Here is a 13447-nt window from a genome sequence, read left to right as displayed (position 1 = left end):
CGGAGACATGACGTGCCGAAACCAAACCTGATCAGCCGTCGCGGCCTGATCCGCGCGGCCGCGGCGACCACCGCGCTGCTCGCTTGTCCGGCGATCGCCAAGGCGAAGCCGCGCGTCGTCGTGGTCGGCGGCGGCGCCGGCGGCGCGACCGCGGCGAAGTATCTGCGCCACGGCGACGATGCCGTCGAGGTCACGCTGGTCGAAGCCAACCGCGTTTATGTGACGCCGTTCACGTCGAACCTGTTTCTCGGCGGGCTGAAATCGTTCGAGACGTTGAGTTTCGGCTATGAGGCGATCGCCGCGCGCGGCGTCGGCATGGTGTTCGACAGCGTCACCGCAATCGACCGCGACGCCAGACAGGTGCGCACCGCAGGCGGCGCGCGGCTGGCCTACGACCGGCTGGTGTTGTCGCCCGGCATCGATTTCCGCTGGGATGCGGTCCCCGGCTATTCCGAAGCTGCGGCCGAGCTGATGCCGCACGCTTATCGCGGCGGCGCCCAATTCAAGCTGCTGAAGAGCCGCCTCGATGCGCTGTCGGACGGCGCTCTGATCGTGATCATCGCGCCGCCGAACCCGTATCGCTGCCCGCCGGCGCCGTATGAACGCGCCTCGATGATGGCCTATGCGCTGAAGAGCCGTGGCGTGAAGAACGCCCGCATCGTAATCCTCGACGCCAAGGATCACTTCGCGATGCAGACGCTGTTCATCGACGGCTGGGAGCGCCACTACACCGGCATGATCGAGTGGCAGGACCCGACCATCCACGGCGGCATCAAGGCGGTCGATCCAAAGGCGATGACGGTGACCACTGATTTCGAGACCCACAAGGCGTCGCTGGTCAACGTCATTCCCCCGCAGATCGCCGGACGGCTCGGCCGCGACGCCGGCCTCGCCGACGACAGCGGCTTCTGCCCTGTCTACGCCGAGACCATGACGTCGCGGATCGATCCGCTGATCCAGGTGATCGGCGACTCCGCGGTCGGCGGCGAGTTTCCGAAATCCGGCTTCGCTGCCAATAACGAGGCCAAGGCCGCGGCGATGATCCTGCGCGCCGAACTGCTCGGCGAGCGGCGGATGCCGGTGCGCTTCACCAACCATTGCTGGAGCGGCATTGCGCCCGACGACGCGGTCAAGAACGGCGCGCGCTACGCGCCGCAGGACGGCAAGATCGTGGCGTCCGATCCGTACACCTCGCAGCTCGACGAAACTCCGCAGCTCCGCGCCAAGCAGGCGCGCGAAGCGGCCGGCTGGTACGCCGGCATGACGACGGATATTTTCGGCTGATCGAACGGCGCGGCGCTATTTGACGACGACTTTCGAGCCCTTCGGCACCCGACTGTAGAGGTCGATGATATCCTGATTCAGCATCCGGATGCAGCCGGACGAGACCGCCGTGCCGATCGTCTCGGGCTCCGTGGTGCCGTGAATCCGGTACAGCGTATCCTTGCCGTCCTTGAACAGATACAGCGCCCGCGGGCCGAGCGGATTGTTGGCGCCGCCGCTCATGCCTTTTGCCCATTTGCCGTAGCGCTGCGGTTCGCGCGCGATCATGCCCTGCGTCGGCGTCCAATTCGGCCACGCGGCTTTGCGTCCGACATTAGCGGTGCCGGTGAATTCCAGCCCGGCCTTGCCGACGCCGACGCCATAGCGCAGCGCCTCGCCGCCCTCCATCACGAGATAGAGAAAGCGCTGGCGCGGATCGACCACGACGGTCCCCGGCGGCTCGTTGGTCTTGTACGCGACCAGTTGCCGGACATAGGCCGGCTGCAACTCGCTCGGGTCGACGCCGGGGATCGGGTATTTGTCGGTGTCGATCGCGGCGTAGCGCGCAGCGACCGCCGGGGCGACGGTGCTGGTCAATGGAGCAAGGCCCAGCTCGGCTTCGGACCGCGTGACGCAGCCGCCGAGCGCGACGGCAATGCCGGCGAGCGCAAACAACCGGAGCGGCATCGATAACGAAACAGCAATCGTCATGCGGCTCACTTTGCGGGCGGGCGCGCACGCGCCTGATCGACCACCTTCTTGAAGGCGGCGGCGTCGAGCGCGGCGGCGACCTTGAACGGCCCAATCAGATACACCGGCGTTCCCTGCAGCCCCAGCGCGTTGGCCTGCGTCAGCGTACGGCGAAGCAGCGCCGTAATGGCGTCGCCATGTGTATCGAGATCACCCTGCAGCCGCGTCATGTCGACGCCCGCGGCGGCCACGGCGTCGCGCATCTGATCCTTGGAGATCCCGCGTCCGGGGATGGTCATCAGCGCCGTATGCGCAGCGTGATACTTGCCTTGATATTTCGAGCCCAGCGCGATCTGTGCGCCATACACCGACGCCTCGGTCAGAATCGGCCAATCCTTGTAGATCAGGCGAATGTTGCCGTCGTTGCGCACCACCTGTTCGAGGTCGGGCTCGGACTGTTTGCAGTACGGGCAGTTGTAGTCGAAATAGTTCACGATCGTGAGGTTGCCCTTTGGGTTGCCGGACTCCGGCGCATCGGGGTCTTTCAGGATCGCGTTGGGGTTGATGCCTTCGGCCCAGGCCGGGGGGGTGCTGAAGAATTTCGCAAGTGGCAAGGTCGCGATGCCGCCAAGGATCATCAGGGACTGTCTGCGGTTCATGGTTGCTCCTGTGAGAAGAGAGGTGGTTAGGACGACGAACCGACGCGCTGGAGCGTCTGGAAGAACGCGTCGGCGGAGACTTCGCCAATGGTGCGGGCGGAGGGGATTTCGCTGCCGTCGCGCTGATCGAGAAACACCACGGTCGGCGGGCCGACGACGTCGAAGCGCTTCATCAGCGCCGCGGTGTCGGCGTTGGTTTTGGTGACGTCGGCGCGGATCAGCGCGACGTCCTTCAGGCGTTGCCGGACGGCGGGATCGCCGAACACGTTGCGATCCATGGTCTTGCACGAGGTGCACCACTCCGCGGTGAAATCGATCATGATCGGCTTGCCGCGCGCCCGTGCATCGCTGATCGCCTGGTCCAGCGCGGGCATCGAGGTCACCGTCCGGGCGACGATCGCGGTCGCCGGCGTCGGGTCGGCGCCGAACACCGCGAGCGGCCGCAACGGATCGTCGCTGCCGCCGGCGGCGCCGACGATCAGCGTCGCGCCGTAAACGAAGACGGCGAGACCCGCCGCCTTGCCTGCACGTCTGAGCGTGCCGCCGAGCCGGTCGAGCTGGTCGAATGCGCCGAGAAACGCGGCGAGACCGAACGCGATGCCGGCCCACAACAGCAGCGCCACCACGCCGGGCAACACCCGCGAGATCAACGCGACCGCGAGGCCGAGAAACACGAAGCCGAACAGCTTGCGGATCGTCACCAGCCAGGGGCCGGACCGCGGCAGCACGCCGGCGCCGAACAGGCCGACCAGGATCAAAGGGAATCCCATGCCGAGGCCGAGCGCGAACAGCGCCGCGGCGCCGCGCGGCGCATCGCCGGTCTGCGCGACATAGAGCAGCGCCGCAGCGAGCGGCGGAGTGACGCATGGTCCGACGATCAGCGCCGAGGTGAAGCCGAGCGCCGCAGCGCCGAGCAACGGCCCGGCGCGGCCGTTCAGCCGGCCGGCGAGGTTGCCGCCGAACCCGGCCGGCAATGGCAGCTCGAACAAGCCGAAGCTCGACAGCGCCAGCGCGACGTAGATCGACGCCATCACGGCCAGCGCCAGCGGCGCCTGCAACGCGCCTTGCAGATTCTGCCCGGACCATGCCGCCGCGACGCCCAACGCGGCGTAGGCCGACGCCATCGCCAGGGTGTAGATCGCGGCCAGCGCGAAGCCGCGCGCCGGCGAGATGCCGGGGCCGGACCGGGTCAACATGCCGGCGACGATCGGGATCATCGGCAGCACGCAGGGGGTCAACGCCAGCAGCAGACCGAACCCGGCGAAGGCGAGCAGCAGCGGCAACCAGCCCTGCGTCATCGACGGCAGCACCGATGCGGCGACCGATGCCGGCGCGCCCGCCGGCTCGGCGAGTTGTGGAATAATGGGCAGGTCCGATGGCCGGGCCGGGCCTTCGCCCGGCGTTTCTCCATCCGCGGCTGAGACCTGATAGGTGCCGGGATCGACGCTTGCGGTCATCGGCGGATAGCAGATGCCGCGCTCGGCGCAGCCCTGATACGTCACCATCAAGCGGCTCGCGCTCTTCACCGCGTCAGCAGGGACCGTCGCGGTCACGCTGCGGTGATAGATCTCGGTCATGCCGAAATTCGGATCGTCCTTGAGCTCGCCAGGCGGGGTCTGGACCGCAACGCGGGCGCCATCGGCGGTGGTGACGACGATCTTGTCGCGGTAGAGATAATCGCCGGAGGCGATGCGCCAGGTCAGATCGAGGCCGTTGGCGCCGGGCTGGGCGCTGAGCTGGAACGGCGCGGCGTTGGCGGCATACGCTGCCTCGACGCCTGCCGCGATCGCGACGAGCAGGATAACAATGCGGACAATGCGGTCGGCCATGAGTTCCCCGGTGCCTGACTGGAAGGTCGGCACTGTCGTGGCCCACCTTAAGTCAGCCTTAAGACTCGCAGCCGAGAGCGGTGCCCATGACGAGGACCTTGCGATGAGAATCCTGGTGGTCGAAGACGACGCGATGATCGCGGATGGCATTCGCGCCGGCCTGGCGCTCGCCGGCGCGAGCATCGATTGCGTCGCGACCTGCGAGGATGCCGTCACGGCGCTCTCCGCAAACAGTTTTTCCGCCGTCGTGCTCGACATCATGTTGCCCGACGGCAGCGGCATCGATCTGCTGCGCAAGCTGCGCGCCGGCGGTGACACGACCCCGGTGCTGCTGTTGACCGCGCTCGACGAGGTCGGCGACCGGATCGCGGGGCTCGATTCCGGCGCGGACGATTATCTCGGCAAGCCGTTCGATCTCGACGAACTCGGCGCGCGGCTGCGCGCGATCATTCGCCGCCGCGACGGCCGGGCAGCGACCTGCCTCGAGCACGGCGCGATCCGTCTGTTTCCCGCCGATCGCAACGCCACGCTGGAAGGCGCGCCGGTGCCGCTGTCGCGCCGCGAATTCGCGGTGCTGCACGCGCTGATGGAGCGGCCCGGAGTGGTGCGCTCGCGCGGCGAACTCGAGGAGCGGCTGTACGGCTGGGGCGACGAGATCGAAAGCAACGCCGTGGAAGTCCACATTCACAATCTCCGCGCCAAGCTCGGACGCGCCGCGATCGAGACCATCCGCGGCATCGGCTATCGGATGAAACCGCTATGATCGGATCGCTGCGTGTTCGGCTGTTCTTCGTGCTGCTCGGCGCCACCGGCATCGTCTGGATCGCGGCGGTGATCTGGATCTACGCGAGCAGTCAGCGCGAGCTGGAGAACGTCCTCGATACACGGCTGCAGGAGGCCGCCCGCATGGTGGTGTCGCTGGTCGGCAGCATCGAGGGGCACGTCCCGGAGACGCTCCCCGAGCTTTCGTCCGCGCCCGCGGTGACCGGCAATTACGAGCGGCAGCTGTCGTGCCAGGTGTGGTCGATCCAGGGCCGGATGATCGGGCGCTCGAGCGGCGCGCCGGAACAGAGGCTCAGCGATCAGAACGCAGGATTTTCCGAGCGGCAGATCGACGGCGAAACCTGGCGGGTCTATGCCACGGAGGACGCCGCCAAGGGCTTTCGCGTGCTGGTCGGCGATCGGCTCGGACTGCGCGAGCGACTCGTCGCCGATCTGATCAAAGGGTTGCTGTGGCCGGCGTTGCTGATTGCGCCTTTGCTGGGCCTGCTGATCTGGATCAGCGTCGGCCGGGGTCTGCGTCCGCTGCAGGCGATCGCCTCCGATCTGGTCGGCCGCGACGCCGACGACATGCGCCCGGTCGACGCCAGCCGCACGCCGTCGGAGGTGATGCCGCTCGCCACCGCGTTGAACGCGCTGTTCGACAAGGTCGCGCTGGCGCGGCGTCACGAGCGCGAGATCACCGCCTTCGCGGCGCACGAACTGCGTAGTCCGCTCACCGGACTGAAGACCCAGGCGCAGGTCGCGCTGGCGACAACCGATCCGGCTGTCGCGAGAGCCGCGCTGCAGCAGATCCTTGTGGCGGTCGATCGCGCGACGAGGCTGGTGCGCCAGTTGCTGACCCTCGCCCGCCTCGATGCCCGTGCCGAGACCGACGATCATGGCCGCCTCCCGATGCGGGCGGTGATCAACGACGTCGTGCGGATGACGCCGCGTCCCGACGGCGTCGCCGTCGTGATCGACGACGATCTCACCGGGGTGACCTGGAGCGGCAATCGCGAATGTCTCGAACTCGCGATCCGCAATCTGCACGAGAACGCGATCCAGCACATGCAGGGCGCCGGCGAGGTGCGGTGGCGAGCGGGCGCGTCTCCGCGATCGATCGTCATCGAGGACACCGGTCCCGGCGTGCCGGAAGACGAGTTGCCGAAGATCGGCCAGCGCTTCTTCCGAGGCCGCAACAAGTCCGCGATCGGCAGCGGCCTCGGCCTCGCGATCACGTCGCTGGCGCTGGACCGCACCGGCGCCGACCTGCAGATCGGCAATCGCCACGACCGGCGTGGCTTTCAGGCCGAGATCAAACTGCGCGCGCTGGATAGCGGAGCCGAGGTGGCGAGGGGCAGGGCCCAAAAACTGACTGAACCCGTCTGATGACCGCTTCGAAATCCTGAGCGGACACTCTCGCCCGAACAGTCTCGGGTCTATTTCAGCCGGAAGCGCCCGCTCTCGACCGCCTCGCCGATTGCATTGCAGGTGTCGTCGACGCTGAGACCTGCAACAGACAGCGCATGGCCTTCAAAAGCGCCCAAATTCCCGAACTGCTGATACAGCGCAGAAATTGGGGCGGGATCCGAAAGTGTGTCACCCCCTCGTTCGCGACATCGTCGGATCGCCTCGTCAAGATCCGGACGAAGCACGATGTAATGCGGCGCAGCTTCGAGTTGTCGGAACCCGTCCAGAAACCAGGGGCCAATGATGCCGTCGACCAGGACGAAGTAGCCGCCCTTGGCATAGCCGGCCGCAGCTCCGACCAAGACGTCGATCACGGTCGCATTCTGGCCGTGGGCTTCGGGTTGCCACGGTGGAATCGAGCCTGCTTTGATGAAGTGCCAGAAATCGTCCGAATGCAGGTGGACCTTCGGGCTGCCCGGCAGTTGCGTGATGCTGTTCGCGGCGGTCGTTTTGCCTGAACCAGGTGTCCCTGTCAGGATCACGATCTCTTCCGGTCTGAACATCTTGTGCGCTCCTGGTCTGATCGTTTCGACGGGTGCCATAGCGGCTTCCGGCGGTCAATTTCATGGATTGGGCGTCGTCTTGTGCCTGCGATGGACAAGCATGCGCCAATCAGCGACGGAAGATCAGCCTAACGCCGGACGCGGGTTGACGGTCACGCGTGAATGAGGCGAATCCGTCGGCGACGGATTTGTTGCGACGGAGCTTCCACCGCTCTCCTGGCGGATGGGCGTGCCCCGCGCGAGTGGAAAGACGAGGATCATGCACGAGGCGTTCGAGACCGATCTGCGCGGGCTCGCAGGGCGAGGCCGGCTGCGCGGGCTGCGCGACCGCGCGGGACTGGATTTCACGTCGAACGACTATCTCGGCCTCGCTGAATCCGACGAATTGCGAGGCGCCGCCGCCGACGCGGTGGCGCGTGGCGTGCCGGTGGGGTCGGGGGGATCGCGGCTGTTGCGCGGCAATCATCCGGAGCATGAGGCCCTCGAAGCCGAGGCCGCGGCCTATTTCGGCGCCGAGACCGCGCTGTATTTCGGCGGCGGTTACGTCGCCAATCTGGCGATCTTCTCGACGCTGCCGCAGCGCGGGGATCTGGTCGTCCACGACGCATTGATCCATGCCAGCGCTCACGAGGGGCTGCGCCGGTGCCGCGCCGAATGCGTGGCGGCGGCGCATAATGATGTCGACGCCTTCGACGCGGCGATCAGCCGCTGGCGCGCGGCCGGCGGCAAGGGCCGGCCGTGGATTGCGGTCGAGAGCATCTACAGCATGGACGGCGACAGCCCCGACCTCGCTGCGCTGTTCGCCGTCGCGGAGCGCCATGAGGCGATGATGGTGATCGACGAGGCGCATGCGACCGGCGTGCTCGGGCCGCAGGGCCGGGGGCTCGCCGCAAGTTTCGAAGGCCGCGACAATGTCGTCACACTGCACACCTGCGGCAAAGCGCTCGGGACGGTCGGCGGCTTCATCCTCGCGCCCCGAACGATCCGGGATTTTCTCGTCAACCGGGCTCGCCCGTTCATCTTCGCGACCGCGCCGTCGCCGCTGATCGCCGCGATCACGCGCGCGTCGCTCGAATTGTCGCGGAGCAATCCCGAGCGCCGCGACCGATTGGCGCGTCTGGTTCAGTTCGCGGGCGGCGAGCTTCGCCGTCGTTGCGCCATCGAACCCTCGGGTTCGCATATTCTGCCGGTGATCATCGGCGCCGACCAGGCAGCCGTTGCGGTCGCTGCCTCGTTGCAACGCAAGGGCTTCGATGTCCGCGCGATCCGCCCGCCGACCGTGCCCGAAGGCACCGCGCGCTTGCGCATTGCGCTGACCACGAATGTCGACGAAACCAACGTCGCAGATTTGTTCGAAGCGCTCGCTGAAGACATCCGGAAAGCCGCATGACGACACCCATCATTGTGACCGGGACCGACACCGGCGTCGGCAAGACGGTGTTTTCGGCCGCGCTCGCCGGGGCGCTCGAGGCGACCTATTGGAAGCCGGTTCAGGCCGGTCTCGACGAGGAGACCGACAGGCTGGCGGTGCTTCGTCTGTCCGGCCTACCTGAAACGCGCTTGTTAGCAGAGGCGTATCGGCTCACCACGCCGGCCTCGCCGCATCTGGCGGCCGAGATCGACGGCGTTGCGATCGACCCGGAGGCGCTGGTCCTGCCGGACACGGATGGGCCGCTGGTGGTGGAGGGGGCCGGCGGGTTGCTGGTGCCGCTGACCCGCCATGTCACTTACATCGATGTGTTTGCGACGTGGCGTGCGCCGGTGGTGCTTTGCGCGCGCACCACACTCGGCACTATCAATCACACGCTGCTGTCGATCGAGGCGCTGCGCGCGCGCGCGATTCCGCTGCTCGGCATTGCCTTTATCGGCGACGAAAACGCCGAGTCCGAGCGTATCATCGTCGAGCTCGGGCGTGCGCGGCGGCTGGGTCGCCTGCCGCATCTCGCGCAATTGACCAGCGAGGCGCTGCTTGCGGCCTTTGCGCGCAACTTCAACACCGCAGACTTCCTGAAAGAAACCGCCTGATGAAATCGACGTCACCGGTCTGGCATCCGTTCACGCAGCACGCCGTGCAGCCCGAAGCGACCTTGATCGCCAGGGGCGAGGGCGCATGGCTGGAGACCGCCGACGGCCGCCGGATCTTCGACGCGATTTCGTCCTGGTGGGTCGTGACCCATGGTCATCGCCATCCGCATATCGTGCGGGCGATCAAGGATCAGGCGGATCGTCTCGATCAGGTGATCTTCGCCGGCTTCACCCACGCGCCGGCGGAGCAGCTTGCGCGGCGACTTGTCGCAATCACGCCGCCGGAGCTGGACTACGTGTTCTTCTCCGACAGCGGATCGACCTCGGTCGAAGTCGCGCTGAAGATGGCGCTCGGCTTCTGGCGGCATCGCGGCGAGAACCGCAGCCGCATTCTGGCGCTGCAGGACGCCTATCACGGCGACACGATCGGCGGCATGTCGGTCGGCGAACGTGGCGTGTTCAATGCGCCGTATGATCCGCTTCTGTTTCAGGTCGACCGCCTGCCGTTTCCCTCGGCCGATCACGAGCAGGCCACGCTCGATGCGTTGCAGACCGCCTGCCGCAATGGCGGCGTCGCCGCGCTGATCGCCGAGCCGCTGATCCTCGGCGCCGGCGGCATGCTGATCTATCCACCCTGGGTCCTCGCGGAGATGAAGCGGATCTGCCAAGCCCACGGCGTTCTCTTCATCGCCGATGAAGTGATGACGGGATGGGGCCGGACAGGCACCCTGTTTGCTTGTGAGCAGGCCGGTATCACGCCCGATATCGCCTGCTACTCGAAAGGGCTGACCGGAGGCTCACTGCCGCTGGCCGTCACCCTCTGTCGCGCCGATATTTTCGACGCGCACTACTCGACCGATCGAACCAGGACCTTCTTCCACTCGAGTTCGTACACCGCGAATCCGATCGCCTGCGCGGCGGCTCTGGCCAATCTGGAGATCTGGGACACCGAGCCGGTCATGGAGCGCATCACGCGGTTGGCCTCTTGGCACGCGACAAGGCTCGACCGCTTCCGGGACGACCGGCGATTCAAGAATGTTCGCCAGATCGGCACCATCGCTGCGCTCGACGTCGTTGCGGGCGACGCCGGCTACATGGCGAATATTGGTCCCTCTCTTCACCAGAGTTTCCGTGAGCGTGGCCTGCTCGTCCGACCGCTCGGGAATACGATCTACCTGATGCCGCCCTATTGCAGCAGTGAAGCCGATCTCGATCTGGTCTACGACGCCATCGGCGAGATCGCGGACGGGATCGGGTGAACCCGTTCCCGCGCCACTTACTTCCTGCCGAAATACGACGTGGAAAAATTGTGTGCGTCGTTGCGCCGCGTCGCGCGCGAGTCCGCGTGAAGCGGAACGGCTGTGACTGGTAGCGACGGGAAGTGAGAAAGAGCTACACCTGCTCCTGCACGACGTTATCGCATTGGGAGCAGCGGAAGACCGTCTTGGACGGCTGATGCGTGCGCCGGGGTAGGCGGCCGAGCAGCTTCATTTCGCCGCCGCAATGCTCGCATGTTCGCAAGCGCGAGTCCGAGGTGTGGGTCATGCCGGGAGGGTCAACTTGATGATCGTTGATGTAAAGTTCACTTTACAGAGCTTGCAAGTCTCTGTCAGGCATCATTTGCGTTCAGGGTGTGATGCAGCTTGCGACTTTTTGGGCAAGGGAGTTCTATGTTACCATCAGCTATGATCTTCGACGTCGATGGGACGCTTTCGGAGACGGAAGAGCTTCATCGGCAGGCCTTCAACGAAATCTTCGCCGCTGAGAAACTGCCATGGCATTGGGACGCAGCCGACTATCGGCGGCTGCTCGACGTCGCCGGCGGCAAGGAGCGGATCGCACATTTCCTGGCGGCGCAGCCCGAAGGCGCAGACCGCGCGGTGGGCCGGATCGCCGAACTACATGCCGCCAAGACTGCGCGCTACAGTGCGCTGATCGCAGCCGGCGCGGCGCTGCGTCCCGGCGTGGAGCGGCTGATCCGCGAGGCGAAGGCGGCCGGCGTGCGGCTGGCGATCGCCACCACCACCAGCCTGCCGAATGTCGAGGCGCTGCTCGGCGCCTCACTCGGGCGCGAAGCGATCGCGCTGTTCGAAGTGATCGGCGCCGGCGACGTCGTGCCGGCCAAGAAGCCTGCTCCGGACATCTATCAATATGTGCTCGAGCGGCTGGCGCTGCCGGCGTCGGCTTGCGTTGCCTTCGAGGATTCCACCAACGGCGTCCGCGCGGCGCGCGGCGCCGGCCTTGCCACCATCGTGACGCAGGGGATGTATACTGAGGGCGACGATTTCGCGGGCGCGCTGGCTGTGCTGAGCGATCTCGGCGAGCCTGACGCGCCGTACCGGCATCTCGCCGGCGCCGGGGCCGGCGACAGGCTGGTGACGCTCGACGCGCTCGGGCGCTGGCTCGAAGCCGCCTGAGCGCGCTCGCGCCCGCCGACTTTAGCGCTTCGTAAGGCTTTTTCGCTAGGCCTTGGCGATGGGATCGTCGCCGGGCCTTGTCGGATGAGCAGATTGATCGACGCGCTGCGCAGCGGGGACTGGGTAACGCGCCCGCGGATCCGGCTGTGGGCGCTCGCGGTGCTCGCCGCCTCGCTGGGCGGGTTGCTGTATCTGGTCGCGACCGCGAACGGGCTGAACGACTTCAAGGGCCGGCCGCTCGGCACAGATTTCTCCGACATCTATGCCGGCGGCACCTACGCGCTCGAGGGGCAGGCGGCGCTGGCGTTCGACCCCGAAACCCAACACGCCCGCGAGCAGACGATCTTCGGTGCCGATACGCCGTTTTACGGCTGGCACTATCCGCCGTTCCTGATGTTCGTCGCCGCGCCGCTGGCGATGCTCCCTTATTTGCCGGCGCTTGCGGTGTGGCAGATCGCGACGCTGCTGATGTATCTCGGAATGCTGGCGCTGGTGCTGCGCCTGGCGTCGCGCGGACAGGGCGTCGACCCTCCGCAGCAGAAATTATGGCTGTTGCTCGCGCTCGCTTCGCCGGCTGCCTTCGTCAACATCTCCCATGGTCACAATGGATTTCTGACCGCGGCGTTGATCGGGGCGGCGCTCGCGCTGCTCGATCGGCGTCCGATCGTCGCGGGCGTCCTGATCGGGCTGCTATCCTACAAACCGCAATTCGGCGTGATGATTCCGCTGGTGCTGATCGCGACCTGGCGCTGGCGCGTCTTCGTCTCTGCCGCGCTGACCGTGCTCGCGCTGGCGCTCGCCACCACGTTTGCTTTCGGCTTCGAGGTTTGGCGCGCCTTCTTCGAAGCAATGCCGTTCACCCAGAAAGTGGTGCTGGAGCAAGGCGGCACCGGTTGGCATAAGATCCAGTCGGTGTTCGCCTGGGTGCGGATGTGGGGCGGCGGCGTGCAGCTCGCTTATGCGATCCAGGGCGCTGTCATGGTGACGCTGGCGGCCGCATTGGTCTGGCTGTGGCGCAGCCGCGCGGCGTATCCCCTGAAGGCCGCGGCGCTGATCGTCGCGTCGATTCTGGCGACGCCCTACAGCCTCGACTACGACTTCGTCGCGCTCGCGCCGGCGATCGCCTTCCTCGCCGCCCATGGGCTCGCCCGAGGTTTCGCGCCGTGGGAGAAGACCGCGCTGGCGCTGCTGTGGCTGATGCCGCTGGTGGCGCGCGGCCTGGCCGAGCAGACGCTGATCCCGCTCGGCGTGCCGTCGATGCTCCTGGTGTTCGTGCTGATCATCAAGCGCGCTGCGCAGGAATCCGGCGCGCGCTCCGCGTCGTCGTCCACGCCGCAGCCGATCGTCTGACAGCCCGCGCCGCTCAGCGCGGCCGCACGATCTTGAAGACGCCGTGTGCGAGGATGATGCAGCGGCGATCGACGCTGATCTCGGTCGATGTGAAGATCAGGCTTCGCGTCGAGCGGACCACGCGCGGCCGCGAGATCAGCAGGTCGCCGATCTCGGCCGCATCGACGAAATGCGTGTCCATCTGGACCGTCGCGAGATGCGGCGCGCCGGATTGCTCGCGCGCGGCGATCCCGGAGGTGCGATCGGCCATCGTCATCATCAGACCGCCCTGCACCAGGCCCCGCTTGTTGCGGTGCTTGGCCGCGGTCGCGATCGCGTATTCGCTGATGCCGTCGTCGATGCGATGCCACAGCGGCCCGACCAGATCGATGAAGCCGTCGTCGTGGATCACGGTCCAGCCATCGGCTTTCAGGCTGCGGGCGGTCTCGGTCATACGTGGCGTCCCCGTCGCCGCGGGAACATCGCGGCGACGGTTTCCT

General features: G+C 66.7%; 13 protein-coding genes. 8 read left to right on the top strand and 5 right to left on the bottom strand.

Translation table 11 applies throughout. The features are described 5' to 3' along the window. Positions 1-12: 12 nt before the first annotated feature. Positions 13-1284, top strand: a complete 1272-nt coding sequence (locus tag BMY71_RS00770; RefSeq protein ID WP_092681051.1) for an NAD(P)/FAD-dependent oxidoreductase — start codon at positions 13-15, stop codon at positions 1282-1284. Between the two features lie 15 nt (positions 1285-1299). Here BMY71_RS00770 and BMY71_RS00765 read toward each other — a convergent pair whose 3' ends face one another. From BMY71_RS00765 to dsbD, 3 genes are read right to left on the bottom strand one after another with little or no spacing between them, the layout of a single operon-like run. After that, positions 1300-1974 (bottom strand): L,D-transpeptidase, encoded by a 675-nt coding sequence (locus BMY71_RS00765; protein WP_092681049.1) that lies wholly within the window; start codon positions 1972-1974, stop codon positions 1300-1302. A gap of 5 nt (positions 1975-1979) precedes the next feature. After that, positions 1980-2612 carry a DsbA family protein gene (locus BMY71_RS00760; RefSeq protein ID WP_092681047.1) on the bottom strand — a complete coding sequence of 211 codons (633 nt, stop codon included), beginning with the start codon at positions 2610-2612 and terminating at the stop codon, positions 1980-1982. A 26-nt stretch (positions 2613-2638) separates the two neighbouring features. Next, a complete protein-coding gene (gene dsbD / locus BMY71_RS00755; protein WP_092681045.1) occupies positions 2639-4441 on the bottom strand; it encodes a protein-disulfide reductase DsbD in 1803 nt (600 codons plus the stop codon). Positions 4442-4544: 103 nt separating this feature from the next. Here dsbD and BMY71_RS00750 point away from each other — a divergent pair, with 103 nt between their 5' ends. Next, entirely contained in the window at positions 4545-5204 is a 660-nt protein-coding gene (locus BMY71_RS00750; RefSeq protein ID WP_092681043.1) for a response regulator, read from the top strand. Continuing rightward, positions 5201-6592 carry an ATP-binding protein gene (locus tag BMY71_RS00745; protein ID WP_175557572.1) on the top strand — a complete coding sequence of 464 codons (1392 nt, stop codon included), beginning with the start codon at positions 5201-5203 and terminating at the stop codon, positions 6590-6592. Before BMY71_RS00750 ends, BMY71_RS00745 begins: the two co-directional genes overlap by 4 nt. A gap of 50 nt (positions 6593-6642) precedes the next feature. Here BMY71_RS00745 and BMY71_RS00740 read toward each other — a convergent pair whose 3' ends face one another. Beyond that, the gene (locus tag BMY71_RS00740) at positions 6643-7176 is read right to left on the bottom strand and encodes an AAA family ATPase (RefSeq protein WP_092681680.1); all 534 of its coding nucleotides are present in this window, start codon (positions 7174-7176) and stop codon (positions 6643-6645) included. Between the two features lie 259 nt (positions 7177-7435). On the opposite strand from BMY71_RS00740, the gene BMY71_RS00735 reads away from it, so the two are divergent. The 5 genes from BMY71_RS00735 (at position 7436) to BMY71_RS00715 (ending at position 12968) form a co-directional block, all read left to right on the top strand. Continuing rightward, positions 7436-8566 (top strand): 8-amino-7-oxononanoate synthase, encoded by a 1131-nt coding sequence (locus tag BMY71_RS00735; RefSeq protein WP_092681678.1) that lies wholly within the window; start codon positions 7436-7438, stop codon positions 8564-8566. Further along, the gene (gene bioD / locus BMY71_RS00730) at positions 8563-9201 is read left to right on the top strand and encodes a dethiobiotin synthase (RefSeq protein WP_092681041.1); all 639 of its coding nucleotides are present in this window, start codon (positions 8563-8565) and stop codon (positions 9199-9201) included. Before BMY71_RS00735 ends, bioD begins: the two co-directional genes overlap by 4 nt. Then, positions 9201-10460: an adenosylmethionine--8-amino-7-oxononanoate transaminase gene (locus BMY71_RS00725; RefSeq protein WP_092681039.1), complete on the top strand. Its 1260-nt coding sequence runs from the start codon at positions 9201-9203 to the stop codon at positions 10458-10460. The genes bioD and BMY71_RS00725 overlap by 1 nt, the downstream gene beginning before the upstream one ends. Before the next feature lie 411 nt (positions 10461-10871). Further along, positions 10872-11618: an HAD-IA family hydrolase gene (locus BMY71_RS00720; RefSeq protein WP_011504615.1), complete on the top strand. Its 747-nt coding sequence runs from the start codon at positions 10872-10874 to the stop codon at positions 11616-11618. Between the two features lie 84 nt (positions 11619-11702). Next, positions 11703-12968: a glycosyltransferase family 87 protein gene (locus BMY71_RS00715; protein ID WP_092681037.1), complete on the top strand. Its 1266-nt coding sequence runs from the start codon at positions 11703-11705 to the stop codon at positions 12966-12968. Positions 12969-12981: 13 nt separating this feature from the next. On the opposite strand, the gene BMY71_RS00710 is transcribed toward BMY71_RS00715, so the two are convergent. Beyond that, positions 12982-13401, bottom strand: a complete 420-nt coding sequence (locus tag BMY71_RS00710) for a PaaI family thioesterase (RefSeq protein ID WP_011504613.1) — start codon at positions 13399-13401, stop codon at positions 12982-12984. Between the last annotated feature and the right edge of the window lie 46 nt (positions 13402-13447).

Source organism: Rhodopseudomonas pseudopalustris, from assembly GCF_900110435.1.
In the GTDB taxonomy this organism is placed as follows: Bacteria; Pseudomonadota; Alphaproteobacteria; order Rhizobiales; family Xanthobacteraceae; genus Rhodopseudomonas; species Rhodopseudomonas pseudopalustris.
Note: the sequence above shows the minus strand (reverse complement) of the source record. Positions and strands in the feature narration are given on the sequence as shown.